The organism is Streptomyces sp. NPDC038280 (assembly GCF_055600045.1).
Genome location: NZ_JBVJYZ010000007.1, coordinates 219,054 through 241,100, shown reverse-complemented (window position 1 = coordinate 241,100; position 22,047 = coordinate 219,054). Strand labels below are relative to the sequence as shown.

15 protein-coding genes are annotated in these 22,047 nt (G+C 72.0%); 11 read left to right on the top strand and 4 right to left on the bottom strand.

The features are described from left to right. Positions 1-140: 140 nt before the first annotated feature. The 6 genes from ACZ7J0_RS17520 (at position 141) to ACZ7J0_RS17495 (ending at position 9,538) form a co-directional block, all read left to right on the top strand. A complete protein-coding gene (locus ACZ7J0_RS17520; protein ID WP_470888241.1) occupies positions 141-1,592 on the top strand; it encodes a 4-hydroxyphenylacetate 3-hydroxylase family protein in 1,452 nt (483 codons plus the stop codon). Further along, on the top strand, positions 1,589-3,037 hold the full coding sequence (locus tag ACZ7J0_RS17515; protein WP_470888239.1) for an MFS transporter: 1,449 nt from the start codon (positions 1,589-1,591) through the stop codon (positions 3,035-3,037). Before ACZ7J0_RS17520 ends, ACZ7J0_RS17515 begins: the two co-directional genes overlap by 4 nt. 56 nt (positions 3,038-3,093) lie before the next feature. Next, positions 3,094-4,221: a monodechloroaminopyrrolnitrin synthase PrnB family protein gene (locus ACZ7J0_RS17510; protein WP_470888237.1), complete on the top strand. Its 1,128-nt coding sequence runs from the start codon at positions 3,094-3,096 to the stop codon at positions 4,219-4,221. A gap of 10 nt (positions 4,222-4,231) precedes the next feature. Then, positions 4,232-5,560: a flavin-dependent oxidoreductase gene (locus tag ACZ7J0_RS17505; RefSeq protein ID WP_470888235.1), complete on the top strand. Its 1,329-nt coding sequence runs from the start codon at positions 4,232-4,234 to the stop codon at positions 5,558-5,560. Positions 5,561-5,689: 129 nt separating this feature from the next. Beyond that, on the top strand, positions 5,690-8,236 hold the full coding sequence (gene glgP, locus ACZ7J0_RS17500; protein ID WP_470888233.1) for an alpha-glucan family phosphorylase: 2,547 nt from the start codon (positions 5,690-5,692) through the stop codon (positions 8,234-8,236). A 123-nt stretch (positions 8,237-8,359) separates the two neighbouring features. Next, the gene (locus ACZ7J0_RS17495) at positions 8,360-9,538 is read left to right on the top strand and encodes an alginate lyase family protein (protein ID WP_470888231.1); all 1,179 of its coding nucleotides are present in this window, start codon (positions 8,360-8,362) and stop codon (positions 9,536-9,538) included. Positions 9,539-9,604: 66 nt separating this feature from the next. On the opposite strand, the gene ACZ7J0_RS17490 is transcribed toward ACZ7J0_RS17495, so the two are convergent. Then, positions 9,605-11,635, bottom strand: a complete 2,031-nt coding sequence (locus tag ACZ7J0_RS17490; protein WP_470888229.1) for a M4 family metallopeptidase — start codon at positions 11,633-11,635, stop codon at positions 9,605-9,607. Positions 11,636-11,814: 179 nt separating this feature from the next. Then, positions 11,815-12,723 (bottom strand): TetR/AcrR family transcriptional regulator C-terminal domain-containing protein, encoded by a 909-nt coding sequence (locus tag ACZ7J0_RS17485; protein WP_470888227.1) that lies wholly within the window; start codon positions 12,721-12,723, stop codon positions 11,815-11,817. A 139-nt stretch (positions 12,724-12,862) separates the two neighbouring features. Here ACZ7J0_RS17485 and ACZ7J0_RS17480 point away from each other — a divergent pair, with 139 nt between their 5' ends. Continuing rightward, on the top strand, positions 12,863-14,407 hold the full coding sequence (locus ACZ7J0_RS17480; protein WP_470888225.1) for an MFS transporter: 1,545 nt from the start codon (positions 12,863-12,865) through the stop codon (positions 14,405-14,407). Positions 14,408-14,458: 51 nt separating this feature from the next. On the opposite strand, the gene ACZ7J0_RS17475 is transcribed toward ACZ7J0_RS17480, so the two are convergent. Continuing rightward, positions 14,459-16,375, bottom strand: a complete 1,917-nt coding sequence (locus ACZ7J0_RS17475; RefSeq protein ID WP_470888223.1) for an ABC transporter ATP-binding protein — start codon at positions 16,373-16,375, stop codon at positions 14,459-14,461. Then, positions 16,372-18,309, bottom strand: coding sequence for an ABC transporter ATP-binding protein (locus ACZ7J0_RS17470; RefSeq protein ID WP_470888221.1), 1,938 nt, complete (start codon positions 18,307-18,309; stop codon positions 16,372-16,374). Before ACZ7J0_RS17470 ends, ACZ7J0_RS17475 begins: the two co-directional genes overlap by 4 nt. A 163-nt stretch (positions 18,310-18,472) precedes the next feature. Between ACZ7J0_RS17470 and ACZ7J0_RS17465 the strand changes: the two genes are divergently transcribed. From ACZ7J0_RS17465 to ACZ7J0_RS17450, 4 genes are read left to right on the top strand one after another with little or no spacing between them, the layout of a single operon-like run. Further along, positions 18,473-19,378 carry an ABC transporter ATP-binding protein gene (locus ACZ7J0_RS17465; protein WP_470888219.1) on the top strand — a complete coding sequence of 302 codons (906 nt, stop codon included), beginning with the start codon at positions 18,473-18,475 and terminating at the stop codon, positions 19,376-19,378. Continuing rightward, positions 19,375-20,115 carry an ABC transporter permease gene (locus ACZ7J0_RS17460; protein WP_470888217.1) on the top strand — a complete coding sequence of 247 codons (741 nt, stop codon included), beginning with the start codon at positions 19,375-19,377 and terminating at the stop codon, positions 20,113-20,115. The genes ACZ7J0_RS17465 and ACZ7J0_RS17460 overlap by 4 nt, the downstream gene beginning before the upstream one ends. Before the next feature lie 7 nt (positions 20,116-20,122). Then, positions 20,123-21,358: a sensor histidine kinase gene (locus ACZ7J0_RS17455; RefSeq protein WP_470888215.1), complete on the top strand. Its 1,236-nt coding sequence runs from the start codon at positions 20,123-20,125 to the stop codon at positions 21,356-21,358. Continuing rightward, the gene (locus ACZ7J0_RS17450) at positions 21,351-21,995 is read left to right on the top strand and encodes a response regulator (RefSeq protein WP_470888213.1); all 645 of its coding nucleotides are present in this window, start codon (positions 21,351-21,353) and stop codon (positions 21,993-21,995) included. Before ACZ7J0_RS17455 ends, ACZ7J0_RS17450 begins: the two co-directional genes overlap by 8 nt. Positions 21,996-22,047 lie beyond the last annotated feature (52 nt).

Below are 22,047 nucleotides of genomic sequence, written 5' to 3'. Positions count from 1 at the left end.
GAAACGGAATATGCCCCGGCGCGCCGCCTTGACCCGGACTGGCCGGTTCTTAAGGACCAGTGGACGGACGTTCATTGCCGCAGGTGGGTACGGGAGGAGAGGCTCGGCTCGGGGCGTGGCCGTACGGATGAGGAGAACTGGTGACGAGGTCCGGTCGGGATTATCTGGAGTCGCTGCGCGACGGGCGGGAGGTATGGCTCGACGGGGAGCGGATCAAGGACGTCACACGGCACCCCGCGTTCCGCAACACCGCCGCGTCGATCGCCCACCTGTACGACCTCGCGCACGACTCCGAGCACACACCGGTGCTGACCCAGGGAGGCGTCCACCGCGCGTTCGCCGTTCCGCGTTCGTACCAGGACCTGGTCTCCCGCAGGGCCGCGTACAAGGTGTGGGCGGAGGCGAGTTTCGGCTTCCTGGGACGCACACCCGACTACATGGCGGGCGCGGCGGCCGGCTTCGCCGCGGTGCCCCAGGTCTTCACCACCGACGCGTTCGACGGCGCCGGCAACGCCCTCGCCTACCACCGGCGGCTCGCCGAGGGCGATCTGTATCCGACGTTCACCATCACCAACCCGCAGATCGACCGGACCGCATCAGCCTCCGAGCAGGAGGAGGACGACCTGATCGTCCGGGTCGTCGCCGAGAAGGACGGCGGGATCGTGGTGCGCGGCGCCAAGATGATCGGCACCGCCGCCGTCTTCGGCAACGAGGTGATCGTCGGCACCATCGAACCGCTCGCCCCGCAGGACGTCGAGCACGCCGTCTGCTTCTCGCTGCCGATCGACACCCCGGGGCTGAAGTTCATCTCCCGGACCTCGTACGAGGCGCAGGCCCGCAGCGTCTTCGACAACCCGCTCTCCTCGCGTTTCGACGAGAACGACGCGCTGCTCGTCTGCGACGACGTCTTCGTCCCCTGGGAGAACGTCCTCGCCTACCGCAACGTCGACGTGTCCTTCCGGATGTGGTGGCAGACGCCCGCCTATCTGAACTTCGTGCACCAGGCGGCCACCCGCTTCTGGACCAAGCTCGAATTCCTCACCGGCATCGCGATCCTGCTGACCAAGGCGAACAACACGTACCAACTGCCGCCCGTCACCCAGGCCATCGGTCGTCTTCTCGGCAAGGTCGCCCAGGCCAAGGCCTTCGTCCTGGCAGCCGAGGCGTCCTGTCAGCAGGTCGACGGCGGCCACGGCGGTGTCATGCCCGGCAAGGACATCTCCTTCGCCCAGCGCATCATGGCCGGCGAGATCTACCCGCAGGCCGTCCAGGAGATCAAGCTCCTCGCCGGCGGCGGCGTCATCCAGCTGCCCGCGTCCGGCGACGACCTGCTGCACCCCGAGCTCGGCCCGCTGATCAGGAAGTACATCCGCTCGCCCGGGACCCCGGCCGAGAACCGCGTCAAGCTCCTCAAGCTCGCCTGGGACGCGCTCGGTTCGGAGTTCGCCGGCCGCCACGAGCAGTACGAGCGCTTCTACCACGGAGCCCCGCACATCTATCTGATGCAGCAGGCCTGGGAGGGGGAGGGCGCGCACTGCGAGAGCCTCGCCCAGGCGTGCCTCGACGGTTACAGCCTGGGGCCGGGCCGGTGACCACGGTCTCCCCGCGCGCGGCCCTCGGGCTGCTCGCCTCCACCCAGCTGCTGCTGATCATGGACACCGCGATCATCAATGTCGCGCTGCCCTCGATCGGCGACGACCTCGGCTCGGGTTCGGCGGGACTGTCATGGGTGGCCAACGCCTACCTGATCACCTTCGGCGGGCTGCTGCTCCTCGGCGGGCGCACCGCCGATCTGCTGGGCCACCGGCGGCTGTTCGTCGCCGGGCTCACGCTGCTCGGCGCCGCCTCCGCCGCCGGTGGTCTCGCGACCAGTGCCGGTGTGCTGGTCGCCGCCCGTGCCGCGCAGGGCGTCGGAGCGGCACTGGCCGGCGCGGCCGCCTTCGCGCTGCTGCTGACGCTCTTCCCCGACGGCCCCGCCCGGCACAAGGCGCTCGGCGCGTTCGCCGCCATGGGCGGACTCGGCGGCGTCGTCGGCACCGTCCTCGGCGGCATCCTCACCGACGTCCTCGGCTGGCGCTCCACCTTCTGGCTCAATGTGCTCGTCGGGCTGCTCCTGGCCACCCTGGCACTGCGCGTACTCGACGGGGGGAGGCTCCCCCGCGGCTCCGCGGGCGCCAAGGACGCCGCCCGCGCCGGAGCGGGCTTCGACCTGGGCGGCGCCCTCACCGTCACCGGCGGCCTCGGCCTGATCGCCTACGCCCTCGTCGGCGCCGGCGAGAACGGCTGGGCCGGCGCCCGTACCCTCGTCACCGGCGCCGCCGGACTCGCCCTGCTCGCCGTCTTCGCCGTACTGGAGACGAGGACCGCCCGGCCCCTGGTGCCGCCCGCGGTCCTCAAGCGGCCCGCGCTGCGTCTGGCCAACGTCCTCAGCGCGCTCGCCCAGATGGCGCTGTTCCCGATGTTCTTCCTGGTCAGCCTCTATCTGCAGCGCGTGCTCGGCCACTCCCCGCTGACCGGCGGCCTCGGGCTGCTTCCGCTGTCCCTGGTCGTCGTCGCCGTCGCTCCGCAGACCGGCCGGATCATCCACCGGCTCGGTCTCACCCGGACCATGACCCTCGGTTTCGGGCTGCTCTTCGCCGGCACCCTCTGGCTGGCCCTCGCGCTCCGCGCCGACGGCACCTTCTTCACCACAGTCCTCGCGCCCAGCCTCGTGCTCGGCGCCGCCCTGCCGTTGGTCATGGTCACCACCAATGTGGCCGCCACGGCGGAAGCCACCGCCGAGGAGACCGGACTCGCCTCCGGACTCGTCAACACCAGCCAGCAGTTCGGCTCGGTGCTCGGCCTGGCCGTTCTGGTGGCCGTAGCCACCGCCCGTACCGAGACCGCCGGAGCGGTCGCCGAGACCACCGGCTACAGGACGGCGCTGCTGGTCGGCGCCGCCTTCGCCGGGGCGGCCGCCCTGCTCTCCGTACGGCTTCGCCTGCCCCGGCCCGCGACGGCGCCACCGCGCCCGGACCGGGTGGGCGACCCGCGGTAACCGCTGAGCGGACCGCATCCACCCGCTGCCCAACCTCGCCCGAGGGGGACATTCCGTTGACCCTGTACGACCTTGTCGCGCCCGGTCTCGATACACACGGCGACCCGCGCTACCGCATCGCCGAGATCCGCGCGGCCGACCCGCTCGGCGCCGACGCCCTGCTCGCCGCGCTGCCCGCGATGAACCGTGACGCCGACGTCGCGGCGCTCACCGTCGCCCTGCGCGCACTCGTGCCCGACCTCGACCGTGTCGCCGAGTGGAGCGTCGTCGACGCGCTCGCCGCGATGCGCGACCTCGGCATGCTGCTCGGCTCGCTCAAACGGCACGGTACCCAGCCCGTCGCCGCCGTCCCCGAAGTCCTGCCGGTCCTGGAGGAACTGGCCCGCCGCACCGACATGGTGCCCCGCGACACCGTGCACCACTACACCACCTGGAACCCGCTCGGCCGACGCCAGCGGATGTACACCGGGCACCCCATGGAGGCCGACCTCCAGGAGGCGGTCCGGATGGTCTTCCCCGGTCTGGTCGCCGCCCTCGACACCTGCGGCGAGCTCGCCAGGCTGGAACCGTACGACCCGGGCTTCGCCCTCACGCTGGACCGCACCGCCCACCACGTCCAGTCGATGGTCGACTCGATCGACTTCACCGTCGCCCATGTCTCCCCGGTGTACTTCGCGCAGACCCTGCGCTCCTACTTCGAGGAGATAGACGTGGCCGGGCGCGACTACCTCGGCCCGGCCGCCGCGCAGGTGCCGCTCTGGCTCGTCGATCTGACGCTGTGGCAGTCCGACCGCTCCAACCCGGCCTACGACGCGTTCCTCGCCGAATCGGTCCAGTACAGCCTGCCGAGCTGGCGTGCCTTCCACGCCCGGCACGCGGGCGGCACCTCCGCCGTCTCCAAGCTGTCCGCCGCGATCAGCTGGGAGACCGTCCACCGACTGCCCCCGCAACTGGCGGCCTCCGCCGCGTCCCTGGCCCGGGTGCTGCGCATCCTCAAGACCTTCCGGGCCCGCCACCTCGGCATCGCCCGCAAGGCCTACAGCGACGACATACGCCTCTACGACGAGGGCAGCGGAGGCGCCCCCGTGGTCCTGCTGCGTTCGATACTCGACCTGACCCGGGACAACGAGACGCTGGTGCGCCGCTCCACGCCCCGGTCCGGCGCCGGCCCCACGGCCGCCTGAGGAGGAGACCATGCCCCCCCATGCCGCACACCGGTCCCGGCACATCGTCATCGCGGGCGGCGGCATCGCCGGGCTCACCGCCGCCCTCGCCCTCCACACCGCGGGCTTCGACCGCGTCACCGTCGTCGAGGCCGCCCGGGAGATCCAGCCGGTCGGCGCCGGGCTCAACATCATGCCCAACGCCGTCCGCGAACTGGACGCGCTCGGTGTGCTCCCGCGCCTGGAGAGCCGCGCCGTGCGCACCCGCGAGCTGCGCTACTACCACCGCTCCGGCGCGCTCATCACCGGTGAACCGCGCGGGCTGGGCGCCGGCTACCGCTGGCCCCAGCTCTCGATCCACCGCGGCCATCTCCAGGAGGTCCTCGCGGACGCCGTACGCGAACGGCTCGGCCCCGGCGCCCTCGTCACCGGCGTCCGGGTCATCGGCCTGGAGATGCTTCCGGACGGCCGCCCCCGCATCCAGCTGGAGCACCGCGACGGCGAGCTGCGCGGCCGTGCCTCGCTCGAACCGGATCTCCTGATCGGAGCCGACGGCATTCGCTCGGCGGTCCGCGCCGCCCTCAACCCCGGCGAGGGCGCCCCGCCGTGGAACGGCATGCTGGTGTGGCGCGGCACCTCCTGGATGCCGGCCGGCAGCGCCGGCTCGGCCATGATCATCGCGGGGGACGACCGCCAGAAGGCCGTCGTCTACCCGATGACCGAGCCGGCCGGCGCCCACCGGGAGGTGCTGGTCAACTGGGCCCTGGCGATGCCCGCGGAATCGGTGGACGACGCGTCGCGGCTCGCCCGGCTCTCGCGGGGCGACTGGAACCGGCCGGTGCCGGTGGAGCGGTTCCTGCACCACTACGAGGGCTGGGAGTTCGACGGCGTCAGCGTCCCCGACACCCTGAGGGCCGCCGACGGAGCGTTCGAGTACCCGATGGTCGACCGTGAACCCCTCGACCGCTGGACCCACGGCCGTACGACCCTGATCGGCGACGCGGCCCACGCCATGTACCCCATCGGCTCCAACGGCGCCACCCAGTCCATCGTCGACGGCCGCGCCCTCGCCCACTCCCTGGCCGTGCACCGCGACCCGGCGGTGGCGCTCGCGGCGTACGAGGCGGACCGCAGGCCCGCCATGACCGCGCTCCAGCGCGCCAACCGGAAGCTCGGCCCGGAGGTCGTCATCAATCTGGCCCATCAGCGGGCCCCGGAGGGCTTCACCGACGTCCACGAGGTGATTCCCCGGCGGGAACTGGAGGAGATCGCCGCCCGGTACGCGGCGGCCGGCGCGTTCGACCCGGCCGCCGTCAACGACGGTTCGCCCTACGACGTGCCGGTGGGGGCGCTTTCCTGACTGCGCCGCCCCGCCCCCGTGCGCCGTGGTCGCGCGGGGCCGGGTGCCCTACGGTCTTCGGGGACACGGTCGGACGCACAGCGTGGTGTGTCCGCCCCGATCCGTACCTCCCCTGCGAAGGTGGAACACGTGAAGGCAATCCGTCGATTCACTGTGCGCCCCGTCCTCCCCGACACCCTTCGACCACTCAGCGACCTGGCCCGCAATCTGCGCTGGTCCTGGCACGCCGAGACCCGTGAGCTCTTCCACTCCGTCGACCCCGACGGCTGGCGGGCCGCCGACGGCGATCCCGTCCGGCTGCTCGGCTCCGTGCCCGCCGCCCGGCTGGGCGAGCTCGCGGCGGACCAGGACTTCCTGGCGAAGCTGGCCGCCGCCTCCGCCGACCTCGACGACTATCTGCACCGACCCCGCTGGTACCAGGAGCAGCTCGGCGAGCTCCCGGCCGGCATCGCCTACTTCTCGCCCGAATTCGGCGTCACCGCCGCTCTTCCGCAGTACTCCGGCGGCCTCGGCATCCTCGCCGGGGATCATCTCAAGGCCGCCAGCGACCTCGGTGTACCGCTCACCGGGGTCGGTCTGCTCTACCGCCACGGCTATTTCCGCCAGTCGCTCTCCCGCGAGGGCTGGCAGCAGGAGCACTACCCCGTCCTGGACCCGAACGAGCTGCCGGTGACCCTCCTGCGGGAGGCGGACGGGACACCCGCGCGGGTCTCCCTCGCCCTGCCCGCCGGCCGCTCGCTGCACGCCCACATCTGGGTCGCGCAGGTCGGCCGCGTCCCGCTGCTGATGCTCGACTCGGACGTCGACGAGAACCAGCCCGGCGAGCGCGAGGTCACCGACCGGCTCTACGGCGGCGGCAGCGAGCACCGGCTGCTTCAGGAGATGCTCCTCGGCATCGGCGGCGTCCGGGCCGTGCGCATCCACAGCAGGCTCACCGGGCGGCCCGAGCCCGAGGTCTTCCACACCAACGAGGGCCATGCCGGCTTCCTCGGACTCGAACGCATCCGCGAACTCTCCGATCAGGGGGTCGATTTCGACGCGGCCCTGGAGGCGGTGCGGGCCGGGACCGTGTTCACCACCCACACCCCTGTGCCCGCCGGCATCGACCGGTTCGACCGCGATCTGATCGCCCGCCACTTCGGTGACGGCGGCGAACTGCCCGGCGTGGACGTCGAGCGGATCCTCGGCCTCGGCATGGAGACCTATCCGGGCGGCGAGCCGCGCCTGTTCAACATGGCCGTCATGGGACTGCGCCTGGCCCAGCGGGCCAACGGCGTCTCCACCCTCCACGGCGCGGTGAGCCGTCAGATGTTCGCCGGTCTGTGGCCCGGGTTCGACGCCGAGGAAGTCCCCATCACCTCCGTCACCAACGGAGTGCACGCCCCCACCTGGGTCGCCCCCGAGGTGACCCGGCTCGGCCCCGACACCAGCAGTCAGGACCTCTGGGCCCTGCGCCGCACCCTGCGCGAACAGCTGGTCACCGAGGTGCGCGAGAGACTGCGCGCCTCCTGGCGGCAGCGCGGCGCCCTCACCGCCGAGCTCGGCTGGATCGACGGGGTCCTCGATCCCGACGTCCTCACCATCGGCTTCGCCCGCCGGGTCCCCTCGTACAAGCGGCTCACCCTGATGCTGCGCGACCGGGACCGGCTGACGGAGATGCTGCTGCACCCGACCCGCCCGGTGCAGATCGTCGTCGCGGGCAAGGCCCACCCCGCGGACGACGGCGGCAAACGCCTGGTCCAGGAGCTGGTGCGGTTCGCGGACGATCCCCGGGTGCGTCACCGCATCGTCTTCCTGCCCGACTACGGCATGGCGATGGCGCGCAGGCTCTATCCCGGCTGTGACGTCTGGCTGAACAATCCGCTGAGGCCGCTGGAGGCCTGCGGCACGAGTGGGATGAAGGCCGCGCTCAACGGCTGCCTCAACCTCTCCGTGCTCGACGGCTGGTGGGACGAGTGGTTCGAGCCGGACTTCGGCTGGGCCATCCCGACCGCCGACGGCTCCCCGGACGAGGACCGCCGCGACGACGTGGAGGCCCACGCGCTCTACGAGCTGATCGAGGGCCGGGTCGCGCCCCGCTTCTACGACCGGAGCGCCTCGGGCGTCCCCGAGCGGTGGACCGAGATGGTCCGCAGGACGCTGACCACGCTCGGCCCGAAGGTGCTCGCGGGACGGATGGTGCGCGAGTACGTGGAGCGGCTGTACGCGCCGGCCGCCCTCGCCCACCGGGCGCTCGACCAGGACCGGGCGCGGGAGCTCGCCGCCTGGAAGGCGAAGGTACGGGCCGCCTGGCCGCAGGTCGCGGTCGGCCATGTGGAGGCCGGCGAGGAGTGCGGAGTCGTCGAACTGGGCGCCACCCTCGCGCTGCGGGTGCGCGTCGCGCTCGGCCCGCTGCAGCCGGAGGACGTGGAGGTCCAGGCGGTGGCCGGGCGGGTCGACACCGACGACGCGATCGACGACGCCCGGCTCTGCTCGCTGAAACCGGCCGGGGGCGGTCCCGACATGGACGGCCGCTGGCTGTACGAGGGACCGCTGGCGCTGGACCGGACGGGCCCCTACGGCTGCACGGTCCGGATCCTGCCGGCCCACCCGCTGCTCGCGACCGGCGCGGACCTCGGTCTGGTGGCGCTGCCGACCGAGGCGACGGGGGAGGGGGCCGGGGTGCTGATGCGATGACCCGGACCGGTTGGTCCGTACCAGAGTCTTGACGTGTCCATGGGGTGCCCTTAGTTTCCACGTTCAACGCGGCGTTCATTGTGTCGCCCGTTGTTCATGTGGCTGAACGAAAGGGCACCCCTTATGCGTAGCGGAATCAGAGCTCTGGTCCTGGCCGTGGCGGCTGCCCTGACCCTCACCCCCATGGCGGTCGCCGCACCCGAACAGGCCGCCGCCCCAGCGGCGTTCACCCATCCGGGTGTCCTGGTCAGCCGTCCGCAGCTCGACTTCGTACGGGCGAGGGTGCAGGCCGGCGCGCAGCCGTGGAAGGCGGCGTACGACCAGATGCTCGCGAGCAAGTACGCCTCGCTCAGTCGTACGCCGAGGCCCCGCGCGATCGTCGAGTGCGGCTCGTACTCCCAGCCCAACTACGGCTGCACGGACGAGCGCGAGGACGCCCTGGCCGCGTACACGCTCTCGCTGGCCTGGTACGTCACGCAAGACAGCCGGTACGCGAAGAAGGCGATCGAGATCATGGACGCCTGGTCGGCCGTGATCAGGGACCACACCAACTCCAACGCCCCGCTCCAGACGGGCTGGGCAGGCTCCTCGTGGCCGAGGGCCGCCGAGATCATCAGGTACACCTACAGCGGCTGGCCGAACGCCGGCCGCTTCGGGACGATGCTCCGCACGGTCTATCTGCCCGAGGTCGCGGGCGGCTCCCACTCCAACGGCAACTGGGAGCTGAGCATGACGGAGGCGGCGATCGGCATCGCGGTCTTCCTGGAGGACCGGGCGGCCTACGACAAGGCCGTGGGCAAGTTCCGCGGGCGGGTCCCGGCGTACATCTACCTGAACTCCGACGGATCGCTGCCGAGGACCGCCCCCGGCAGCGGACTCGACACCCGTGACGAGATCGTCCGCTACTGGCAGGGCCAGAGCACCTTCACCGACGGCCTCACCCAGGAGACCTGCCGCGACCTCACCCACACCGGGTACGGCCTCTCCGCCATCTCCCACATCGCCGAGACCAGCCGCATCCAGGGCCAGGACCTCTACCCCGAGATCGCCGACCGGCTGCGGCACGCACTCGGCCTCCAGGCCACCTACGAACTGGGCGAGCCCGTGCCGTCCTGGCTCTGCGGCGGCAGTCTGAAGGACCACATGGGCCCGGTGACCGAGGTCGGCTTCAACGCCCTGCACCACCGCATGGGATACGCGATGTCCCGCACCCAGCGGCTGACCGAGCAGCAGCGGCCGGCCGGCTCCAACAACCTCTTCGTCGCCTGGGAGACGCTGACCCACGCGGGCAACCCCCACTGAACGCGCGGCCGCCCGGAGGGACGGATGTCCCTCCGGGCGGCCGGTGTCACTCCCGCTGTCTCCCGGTTACGGGAAGGTCAGCTTGAAGCTGTTGATGTAGCCGACATCCTGGGCGGCCTTGTCCTGGACGCGGAGCTTCCAGGAGCCGTTGGCCACCTCGGTGGAGGCGTTGACGGTGTAGGTCGCCTGGACGTTGTCCGCCGAGTCGGAGGAGCTGAAGGGCTTCAGGTTGTAGACCGACCCGTCGGGGGCCACCAGGTCGACGACCAGGTCACCGCGCCAGGTGTGGATGATGTCGACGCCGACCTTGAGGGTCGAGGGGGCGTTGCCGGCGATGCCGGTGACGTTGACCGCCGAGGTGACCGCCGCGCCGTTGTCCGGGATGGAGACGTCGGCGGTGTTCTCGAAGACCTTGCCGGTGCCGGGGTCGCCGCCGGGGCGGGTACCCACGTTGATGGCGGCCCAGGCGTTCTCGACGGCCGTGACCTCGGGGCTGGTGGCGCCGTAGAGGGCCTTGGCCACGTCGACCGTGCCGGTGCGGGCACCCGCGTAGTTCGTGGTCGTACCGAACTTGGTGGTGAGCGCCTTGAACCAGATCAGCGAGGCCTTGTCCCGGCCGATGCCGGTGACCGGCAGACCGTCCGAGGTCGGCGAGTCGTAGTTCACGCCGTTGATGGTCTTGGCGCCGCTGCCCTCGGAGAGCAGGTAGTACCAGTGGTTCGCCGGGCCCGAGGAGTAGTGGACGTCGATGCCGCCGATGCCCGAGTACCACGCGTCCTTGGAGGAGCCGTCCTTGCTCGGCTTGTCCATGTAGCGCAGCGGGGTGCCGTTGCCGCGGATGTCGATCTTCTCGCCGACCAGGTAGTCGCCCTTGTCCTGGGCGTTGTTGGCGTAGAACTCGACGGCCGCCGCGAAGATGTCGGAGGTGGCCTCGTTGAGACCGCCGGACTCGCCGCTGTACTGGAGGCCCGCCGTGTTGGAGGTGACGCCGTGCGTCATCTCGTGCGCGGCCACGTCGATGGAGGTGAGCGGCTTGGTGTTGGCCGAGCCGTCGCCGTACGTCATGCAGAAGCAGCTGTCCTGCCAGAAGGCGTTGACGTACGCGTTGCCGTAGTGGACCCGCGAGTACGCGCCGACGCCGTCGCCCCGGATACCGGTGCGGCCGTGCACGTTCTTGTAGTAGTCCCAGGTGAGCGCGGCGCCGTAGTGCGCGTCGGCGCCGGCCGTCTCCTTGTTCTGCGGCGTGCCGTCGCCCCAGATGTCGTCCGCGCCGGAGAAGAGCGTTCCGGTGCCGGAGGAGCCGCCGTTGAGGTTGTACGTCTTGTGGTTGCCGCGACCGGTGTCGGTCAGCGTGTACGAGGGCGCGGTGCCGAGGGTCACCTGGCCGCTGTACATGGTGTTGCCGGTGCCGGTCTCGACGCCCTGCCACTCGTAGAGCTTCTTGCCGCTCTTGGCGTCGGTGACGACGTGCAGCTCGTTCGGGGTGCCGTCGTGCTGGAGGCCGCCGACGACGGTCTCGTACGCGAGGACGGGCTTGCCCTGGGCCATCCAGACAACCTTGCGCGGGGCGCGGTTGGCGTCCGCTGCCTTCGAGCCCTCCGCCTTGGCGGCGCTCAGCGCCTGCGACTTGGCGGCGGCCGGGGCGATGGCCGCGGCGGTGTCCACGTTCGCCAGCCGCTCGTGGGAGGCCTTGGTGACGCTCGCGGTCTTCCCGGCCTTGGTGGCCTCGACGATCAGGTCACCGCCGAGTACGGGGAGTCCGGCGTAAGTGCGCTCGTAGCGGGTGTGCGTCGTCCCGTCACGGTCCTGGACGACGTCACGGACGACCAGCTTCTCCTGGGCTCCGAGGCCGAGCCTCTTGGCGGTGTCCGCCTTGGAGGCGTCGGCCGCGCGTATCAGCGCGGTGCGCTGGGCGGGAGAGAGGTCGGCGGGCAGTGCGCCGGGGTCGGCCTGGCCGGTGGCCTGGGCCTTCGGAGCGGCGGTACCGGCGTCACCGGCCGCCGTGGCGGAACCGGTCTGGACACCGACGGCGAGCATGGCCGCGGCGGCGATCAGAGCGCCCGTCGCTGTGGCGCGACGGCTTGGCGTGGATCTCACGCGAACTCCTTTTGCGAGGGGGGTACCGGCGGCTGGGTGGGCCGTCCGGGAGGAGCAAACAGAGTGGTGGAGCAGTGATGCGCAGAACCGGGGGAAGAGTGGCAGCCGTGACGGCTCGCTGTCAGGACCGCGTCAAGAAGTTGGCCGGAAATCGTCCGGTGCCCGAAAGGTGATGTTCGTTAACCGGACGTTTCGGCGATCAACACGGCGACGCCGTCCAGTGTTCGCCGAAGCCCGAATTCGAAGAGGGAATCGAGGTCGAGCTCGAAGTCGTCCTGTGTGAACAGGGTGTTGAGCAGCGGATACCCGCCCCCCGCGGCGATCGCCTCGAACTGTGGCTCGTTCCGTGCCATCCATTCCTCGTCCGACAGCCCGGTGTCCTGGATCGCCTGCGACTCCAACTCGGCTGCCATGGCCACGCCTTGGACATACGCGAAGACCGTCAGATGGACATGCACCATGGCGTACGGCGAAAGGCCGGTCCTCCGCAGCGCCGCCAGGACCCACTCCGTGTACGCCATCGCGTGCGGGGAGGGTGTCGGCCGGGTGAAGGACGCCATCGCCTGGGCCATCCACGGATGCCGCGTGTACGCGCCCCGCAGCCACCGCGCCGCCTGCTCGAGACCGGCCCGCCAGTGATCCGGCACCGCGCCCAGCGGCACCTCCGCGAACGCCGCGTCCGTCATCAGCACGACCAGTTCGCCCTTGCCGCGCACATGGCGGTACAGCGCCATCGTCGACAGGCCCAGGGTGGTTGCCACGCGGCGCATGGACAGAGCGGCCAGGCCGTCGGCGCGGGCCAGGCCGATCGCGGTCCGCACGATCCGGTCCCGCGTCAGCGGCGCCCCGCCGGCCGCCGGGCGCTCCGACCCGGCGTGCGTGACGACGGTCCCGACGCCCGGCACCACCCGCACGAGTCCCTCCTCGCGCAGCGCCGCGATCACCTTCGTCGCGGTGGCCATCGCCACGCCCCACTCCCGCGTGATCGCGCGCGTGGAGGGGATGGGATCGCCGGGGGCGAGCTCGCCGGAGACGACGCGACCCCGGATCTCGGCGGCGATCCTGAGGTAGGGCGGCTGTGTCGGCACGGTGCCGCAGTGTACTAGTGCGCCCCTTGCCCCGTACACGCTCCCGACCAGTCAACTGGACTGTCAGCGCGCGGCATTGGGCACGGGTGCACTAGGTCGCTGTTTGCGGCGTACGCGGCACGCTGGTTCGCTCCGCCGCATGACCTCTACGACCCCCCTTGCGGGCCGCCGCGAATGGACCGCGCTCGGCGTGCTGATGCTGCCTCTCCTCCTGGTCTCGATGGACGTCTCCATCCTCTACTTCGCGATCCCCGCCATCAGTGAGGATCTCCGGCCCGGCGCCACCGAGCAGCTCTGGATCCTCGACATGTACGGCTTCGTCCTCGCCGGCCTCCTCATCACCATGGGCGCGCTGGGCGACCGCGTGGGCCGCCGCAGGCTGCTGCTCATGGGCGCGGCACTCTTCGGCGCGGCGTCCCTCGCCGCCGCGTACGCCGACTCCCCGGCGACCCTGATCGCCGCCCGGGCGCTGCTCGGAGTCGCCGGTGCCTGCCTGATGCCGTCCACGCTCGCGCTCATCCGCACGCTCTTCCGCGACGCCGGTCAGCGGGCCAAGGCCGTCACCCTGTGGACCACGGTCATGGCCTGCGGCATCTCGCTCGGCCCGGTCGTCAGCGGCGCGCTCCTCGAACACTTCTGGTGGGGCTCGGTCTTCCTGATCAACCTGCCCGCGATGGCCCTGCTGCTGGCCCTCGCGCCGTTTCTGCTCCCCGAGTTCAGGGTCGCGACGCCCGGCCGCTTCGACCTGCTGAGCGCGGTCCTGTCGCTCGCCGCGCTGCTGCCCGTCATCCACGGAATCAAGGAGCTCGCCAAGGACGGCCTCGCGCCACGGCCGTTCCTCGGTATCGCGGCCGGCCTCGTCCTCGGACTGCTCTTCGTCCGCCGCCAGGCCCGCCTCGCCCATCCCATGGTCGACCTGGCGCTGGTACGGCAGCGGGGGTACGGGGGAGCGGTCCTGGTCAACCTCCTGGCGATGGCGGCGACCGTCGGCTTCGCGGTCTTCTTCACCCAGTACCTCCAGTCGGTACTGGGCCAGAGCCCCTTCGAGGCCGCCCTGTGGAGCCTGGTGCCGTCGGTGGGCGTGATGGCCGCCGCCCCGCTCGGTGCGGCCCTCGCCGGACGCGTCGACCCCGCGTACGTGATGTGCGGCGGCTTCCTCGTCTCGGCCGCGGGCTTCACCCTCCTCACCCGGGCCACCACCGCCACCCCCTTCTGGTTCATGCTCACCGCCTGCGCCGTCTACGCGGCCGGCCTCGTCTCCGCGATGACCCTCGCGAATGAACTCGCCCTCGGCGCGGCCCCGCCCGAGCGCGCCGGATCGGCCGCCGCCGTCCTCGAATCCGGCCAGGAACTCGGTGGCGCCCTGGGCATGGCCGTCCTGGGTTCCCTCGGCGCGGCGGTCTACGGTCACGCCATGCCGGACGCGGCGCCCGCCGCCGCCCGCGAGACCCTGGCGGGGGCGCTCGCCACGGTCCGGGGGGACGACGCCCTGCTGACCGCCGCCCGCGAGGCGTTCACCCGTGGTCTGACCTTCGCCGCGTGGGGCGCGGCCCTGACGATGGCGGCCGCGGCGATCCTCGCCCTGTGGCTGCTGCGTGGCGCGCGTTCGTCCGCGTCCCCGGTGCCCCCCGTGTTTCCGGGGTCCCCGGAACCCCGGAGCCGCGTGGCGGCGGAACAGGTATGAGCCGGGGCCGGCCCGTGGAAACAGCGGGCGAGGCCCCCTGCGCCCACCCCCTCAGACCAGGCTTTCGCGCGACGCCCGGTGCAGTACGGCGAACCTGCCCCGCCCGCCGATCAGTTCGGCGGGCGGCCCGTCCTCCACGATCCGGCCGGACTCCATCACCAGCACCCGGTCCGCGATCTCCACCGTGGAGAGACGGTGGGCGATCACCACCGCCGTGCGCCCGTGCAGGACGGTGTTCATCGCCCGCTGCACGGCACGCTCACCGGGAATGTCCAGCGAACTCGTCGCCTCGTCCAGGATCAGGACCGCCGGGTCCGCCAGCAGAGCCCGCGCGAACGCGACCAACTGCCGCTGCCCCGCCGAGATCCGGCCACCCCGCTTGCGTACGTCCGTGTCATAGCCGTCCGGCAGGCCGCTGATGAAGTCGTGCGCGCCGATCGCCTTCGCCGCCCGCTCGATCTCCTCGCGCGTCGCCTCCGGCCGCCCGATCGCGATGTTCTCGGCGACCGTCCCGGAGAACAGGAACGCCTCCTGGGTCACCATCACCACCCCGCGCCGCAGCTCCGGAACGGCCAGCTCACGCAGGTCGACACCGTCCAGCAGCACCCGGCCCTCGGTCGGATCGTAGAAGCGGGCCAGCAGCTTCGCCAGGGTCGACTTGCCCGCGCCCGTCGAGCCGACGACCGCCACCGTCTGGCCCGCCGGGATCGTCAGCCCGAACGACGGCAGCACCTCGCCGCCCGTCCGGTAGGCGAACCTCACGTCCTCGAAGACGACCTCCCGGCCCGGATTCCCGTCGCGCGGCGGCAGTTCACGCGGCGACGGCGGCTCGGGGACGGACGGCGTCTGTGCCAGCAGTCCGGCGATCTTCTCCAGCGAGGCGGCCGCGGACTGGTAGGAGTTGAGGAACATCCCCAGCCGGTCGATGGGGTCGTACAGCCGTCGCATGTACAGCACGGCCGCCGCCAGCACCCCCAGCGCCAGCGTCCCGCCCGCGACCCGGTACGCCCCCCACAGCACCATCCCGGCGACCGCCGTGTTCGCGACGAGCCGGGAGCCGACGACATAGCGGGCCATCTCGAGCAGCGCGTCGCCGTTGCTGCGCGCATGACTCTCGTTGAGGGCACGGAACTGCTCGTCGTTCATCCGCTCCCGCCGGAACGCCCGTACCGGCCGGATCCCGTTCATCGTCTCCGCGAACTTCACGATCACGGCCGCGATCGCCGTGGACCGCACGGCGAAGACGACGGCCGCCCGCCGCCGGTATCTCCGCACCAGCAGATACAGCGGCCCGAACGAGACCACCGCGACCGTGCCGATGCCGAGATCCAGCCACAGCAGCAACGCCGAGATGTAGACGAGGGCGAGGATGACACCGATCAGCTCCTGGAGCCCCTCGCTGAGCAGCTCCCGCAGCGACTCGACGTCCGTGGTCGAGCGGGAGATCAGCCGGCCGGACGTGTACCGCTCGTGGAAGTCCACGCTGAGCGCCTGCGCGTGACGGAAGATCCGGCCGCGCAGATCGAGCAGCACGTCCTGGTTGACCCGGGCGGAGGTGCGGACGAACGCGTACTGGAAGAGTCCGCCGCCCAGCGCGCAGAGCACGTACCCCGCCGCGACGGCGACCAGCGGCCCGTAGTCGTCGTGCCGCAGGGCGGGCACGCCCCGGTCGATGGCGAACGCGACGAGAAGCGGGCCCGCTTGCACGGCGGCCTGCTGAAGGAGCAGCAGAAGGGCGGCGAGGGCCACGCGGACGCGGTGCGTGGCGAGCAGCGAGCGCAGGAGGGCGCCGGTGGCCCCCTCGGGCGTGGGGAGGGCGTCCCGGTCGAACGGGTCGTCGCCGTCGCCGTCGGCCGGTCGGGGCTCGGTGCCGGGCCCGCCGTGCGCGTCGCCGGCGAGCCGCTCCTGCGGGGTGTCGCCGGTGTGGTCGCCCGCGGGCCTGTCCGAACCCGTCGTCATGCTCGTCATCGCTTCCCGTCCTCCTCGGCGGCGAGGGCCGGAGCCCGCTCGTCCACCCTGTCGCCGGACCCGTCCCCGGCCTCCTCGTCGAAGGAGCCCGCTCCCGACATCAGCCAGGCGTACTCCGCGTTGCCCCGCAGCAGCTCCTGATGGGTGCCCACCGCCGCGATCCGGCCCTCCGACAGCAGCGCCACCCGGTCCGCGAGCATGACCGTGGACGGCCGGTGCGCCACGACCAGCGCGGTCGTGTCCCGCAACACCTGCCGCAGGGCCGCCTCCACCAGCGCCTCCGTATGCACGTCCAGCGCGGACAACGGGTCGTCCAGCACCAGGAACCTGGGTGTGCCGACGACGGCCCGGGCGAGCGCCAGCCGCTGCCGCTGACCGCCCGAGAGACTGAGGCCCTGCTCGCCCACCTGGGTGTCCGCGCCCTGCGGCAGCGCGTCCACGAACCCCGCCTGGGCGACGTCCAGGGCGCGCCGCAGAACGCCCGCGTCCGCGCCCGAGCCCCCGCTCTCCGCACCCGGTGGCGCGCCCGGTCCCACAGCCATCAGGACGTTCTCCCCGACGCTCGCCGAGAAGAGAGTGGGTTCCTCGAAGGCCACGGAGACCAGTCCGCGCAGCCGCTCGCGGTCCATCGCCGCGATGTCCTCGCCGTCGAGCAGGATCCGCCCGCCGGTGACCTCGTGCAGCCGGGGCACGAGCGCCGTCAGCGTGGTCTTCCCGCAGCCCGTCGCGCCGACCAGGGCCATCGTCTCGCCGGGCCGGATGTGCAGATCGACACGGGCGAGGACGGGCGGGCTGGCCTCGGGCGCGTCCGGGTACCGGAACTCCACGCCCTCGAACCGCACGCCGTCGGACCGCTCGCCGTCGGACCGCTCGCCGTCGGATCGCCGAGCGTCCCCGCCCGCCGCCGGCTGCCCGGACGGCACGGTCCCGGGCCCGGAGCTCTCCTCCGGCTCGTCCATCACCTCGAAGAACCGCTCGGTCGCCGTCGCCGCCTCCTGGCTCATCGCCAGCAGGAACCCGACCGACTCGATCGGCCACCGCAGCGCCAGCGCCGTCGACAGGAACGCCACCAGCGTGCCGGCCGACAGCGCCCCGTCCGCGACCTGGAGCGTCCCCAGCACCAGCGCCGCGCCCACCGCCAGCTCCGGCACCGTCGTGATCAGCGCCCAGATGCCCGCCAGCAGACGGGCCTTGCCCAGCTCCGTCCCGCGCAGCCGCTGCGACAGCTCACGGAACGCGCGCGCCTGGCTGCGGTGGCGGCCGAAGCCCTTGATGATCCGGATCCCGAGGACGCTCTCCTCGACGACCGTCGTCAGATCCCCGACCTGGTCCTGGGCGCGCCGCGCGACCAGCGCGTACTTCGTCTCGAAGACCGAGCAGAGGACGACCAGCGGCACGACCGGCGTGAGCAGCACCAGTCCGAGTGTCCATTCCTGGTCGAGCAGAATCACACAACCGACCAGGATCGTCACGCCGTTGACCAGCAGGAAGGTCAGCGGAAAGGCGAGGAACATCCGCACCAGCATCAGATCCGTCGTGCCGCGCGACAACAGCTGCCCCGACGGCCAGCGGTCGTGGAAGGCGATCGGGAGCCGCTGCAGATGACGGTAGAGCCCGGCGCGCATCGACGCCTCGACCCCCGCCAGCGGCCGCGCCACCAGCCAGCGTCTTATCCCGAACAGCCCGGCCTCCGCGATGCCGAGCAGCAGCACGTACAGCGCCCCGAGCCAGACCCCGCCCGGATTCCCGTCGGCGACCGGGCCGTCCACGAGCCACTTCAGTATGAGGGGGATGACCAGCCCGAGACAGGAGGCGACGACGGCGACGAGGGCGGCGAGGGACAGCCGCGCCCGCACGGGGCGTACGTAGGGCCACAGGCGCAGCAACGCACGCACGGTGGAACGGTCCTCGGCGGCTACACGTGTCTGACACATCGAGCCGAGCCTACGGTTCCCCGCTGACAACGCTCACGGGGCTTTCCGGCCGCGGCGCCTTCCGGCCCCCGGTCGCCGTACCGCCCGTCAACCGATCGGCTGATGCCGGTCCGAGCGCGATGGCCGATGTGCCGCCCCCGCCCGGACCGGCAGTCTCATGGGCATGGCAATCATCGAAGTCAGCGGGCTGCGCAAGGCCTATGGAGACAGGCCGGCCGTCGCGGATGTGTCCTTCTCCGTCGACGAGGGGGAGATTTTCGGGATCCTCGGCCCCAACGGCGCGGGCAAGACCACCACGGTCGAGTGCGTCGAGGGCCTGCGGGTGCCCGACTCCGGATCCGTCAGGGTCGCCGGGTACGACCCCGTCGCCGACCACGACCAGGTGACGAGGATCCTCGGGGCGCAGCTCCAGGAGAGCGAACTGCAGGCCAAGCTCACCGTGCGCGAGGCGCTGGAGCTCCATGCGGCCTGCTGCGAGGCGCCGGCCGACTGGCGGGCGCTCGCGGAGCGGCTCGGACTCACCCAGAAGCTCGGTAGCCGCTTCGGCAAGCTCTCCGGTGGACAGAAGCAGCGCCTCTTCATCGCGCTGGCCCTCATCGGGAACCCCCGTGTCGTCGTGCTCGACGAACTCACCACCGGTCTCGACCCCCGGGCCCGCCGCGACACCTGGCAGCTCATCGAGGACGTCCGCGACAGCGGCGTCACAGTCCTCCTGGTCACCCACTTCATGGAGGAGGCCCAGCGCCTCTGCGACCGGATCGCCGTGATCGACCAGGGCCGGGTCACCGCCCTCGACACCCCCTCCGGTCTGATCGGGCGTGCCGCGGCCCACACCGTCGCCTCGTTCGTCCCCTCCGCCCCTCTGGACAGCCGCGAGCTGTCCGCGCTGCCGTCCCTGGCCTCCGTCGAGCAGGCGAAGGACGGCCGGATCGTCGTGCGGGGCGCCGACGAGACCGTCAACGCCCTGCTCTCGCTGCTCGCGGGCCGCGGCGTCACCGCCCACCAACTCCGCGTATCCCAGGCGTCCCTGGACGACGCGTTCCTCGATCTCACCGGAGTCGACGCATGAGCACCAGCACCGCCGTACTGAAGGCCGAGGCCCGTCTCTTCACCCGCGAGCCCGCCGCCCTCTTCTGGATCCTGGCCTTCCCGACCGTCCTGCTCGTCATCCTCGGCGCGATCCCGTCGTTCCGAGAGGTGTCCGACGACCTCGGCGGACGCAGGATCATCGATTTCTACGTCCCCATCGCCGTACTCCTGGCCGTGATCATGGCGGGCATCCAGGCGATGCCCCCGGTCCTCGCCGGCTACCGCGAACGCGGCATCCTGCGCCGGATGTCCACCACCCCCATGAAACCCGGCTCCCTCATCGGCGCTCAGATCGCGCTGCACGCCGCCGCCGTCGTCGTCTCCGCGCTGATCGTCCTGGCCGTCGGGCGGCTCGCGTTCGACGTGGCGCTGCCCCGCCAGTTCGCCGGCTATCTGATCGCCCTGGTGCTCGCCGTGCTCGCCACCCTCGCGATGGGCGCGACCGTCTCCGCCGTCGGCCGCACCACCAAGATCACCCAGGCGGTCGGGTCCGCTGTATTCTTCCCCGCGATGTTCACCTCGGGAGTCTGGCTGCCGGTCGCCGCCATGCCGGACATCCTCCAGGACATCGTGAGCCTCACCCCCCTCGGAGCGGCGGCGCAGGCTCTCGACCAGGCCGCCACCGGAGCGTGGCCGAGCTGGACGCATCTGGGGGTGACAGCCCTGTGGGCGGTCCTCCTGATCGCCGCGGCCCGGCGCTGGTTCAGGTGGGAGTAGAAGGCCGATGACAACGACGACCGCGAAGACGACCGACGAGCGCTGGGCGCAGTTCTTCCGCGACGGACCCTTCGTCCTCCTCGCCGTCGCGACCGTCCTCGCGTCCGCGACCGCCGGCTCCCTCATGAGCACCGGGGAGATGTACGCGACGGGCGTCCTGCTCGCGGCGGCGCTCGCCCTCCAGCTCTGGTGGCGGCTGACCTCCCCGGACGGGCTGCCGGAACCGTCCGGGCGGGGCACGCTGTACTACGGCGTGCGCACCGGCCTCGCCTTCGCGCTCACCTGGCTGAACCCCCTCTTCGCGGTCTACGCCTCAGTCGGCTACTTCGACGCCGGCCATCTCGTGCCCCGGCGCTGGACCCACCCGGCCGTGCTCGTCGTCGCCGTCACCCTCGCGGGCTCCCAGTCCGGCGGACTGCCGCCCCGCTCGCCCCTCCAATGGCTCCTGTTCGCCGGGCTGGTCGTCATCAACGGCGGCCTTGCCGTGATCTTCGCCCGGATCGGCGCCAAGGAGGCCGAGAACGCCGTGCAGAAGGCCGCCACCATCACCGCCCTCGAGCACGCCCTCCAGGAGAACGCGGCGCTGCACGCCCAACTCCTCGTCCAGGCACGGGAGGCGGGCGTCGCCGACGAGCGCCGCCGGCTCGCCGCGGAGATCCACGACACCATCGCCCAGGGACTGACCGGCATCATCGCCCAGCTCCAGGTGGTCACCGCCACCTCCGACCCCGGCCTCGCCCGCACCCACCTGGAGCGCGCCCAGGCCCTCGCCCGACACTCGCTGGGCGAGGCCCGTCGCTCGGTGCACAACCTCTCCCCGGTCGCGCTGGAGCACGACACGCTCCCGGAGGCGCTGCGCAAGACCGTCACGGAATGGACCCAACGCACCGGTGTGCCCGCCCGGTTCACCGTCACCGGCACCGAGGAACCGCTGCACGACGAGGTCGCCGCCACCCTCCTGCGCATCGCGCAGGAAGCGCTCGCGAACACCGCCAAGCACGCGGGCGCGACCCGCACCGGCGTCACCCTGTCCTACATGGGCGACGAAGTGACCCTGGACGTCCGCGACGACGGACGCGGCTTCGACCCGCCGGCGCTGCCGCCGCGCTCCCGCAGCGGCGGCTTCGGCCTCGACGGCATGCGGTCCCGCGCCGCCCGCATCGCGGGTTCCGTCTCGGTGGAGACCGAACCGGAGGGCGGCACGGCCGTCTCCGCTCGCGTACCGTTGGTGCGCCATGGCTGACACCCCCATCACCCTGCTGATCGTCGACGACCATCCCGTCGTACGGGACGGCCTGCGCGGCATGTTCCGCGCCGGCCCCGGCTTCGCCGTCCTCGGCGAGGCCGGCGACGGGGTCGAGGCCGTGGAACTCGCCCTGCGCCTCGACCCTGACGTGGTCCTGATGGACCTGCGGATGCCGGGCGGCGGCGGAGTCGACGCGATCGCCGAACTGGCCCGTCGCGGCGCCCGCTCCAAGGTCCTCGTCCTCACCACGTACGACACCGACTCCGACACGCTCCCCGCGATCGAGGCGGGCGCCACCGGCTACCTCCTCAAGGACGCGCCCCGCGAGGAGCTGTTCGCGGCGGTCCGCGCGGCAGCCGACGGTCGTACGGTCCTCTCGCCGGCCGTTGCCTCCCGGCTCGTCTCCGCCGTGCGGGCGCCCGCCGCCGGACCGGCGCACGAGGGGCTCTCCGCCCGGGAGCGCGAAGTGCTCGAACTGGTCGCCAAGGGCACGTCCAACCGGGAGATCGCCGCCGAGCTGTTCATCAGCGAGGCCACCGTGAAGACCCATCTCACCCACGTCTACGGGAAGCTCGGCGCCAGGGACCGGGCCGCCGCGGTGGCCGTCGCCTACGAGCGCGGGATCCTGGGCTGACCCGCCCGGCCCGGCGGTCCCCGGGAGCGCAAGCGCGCGCCCGGGTCCCGTC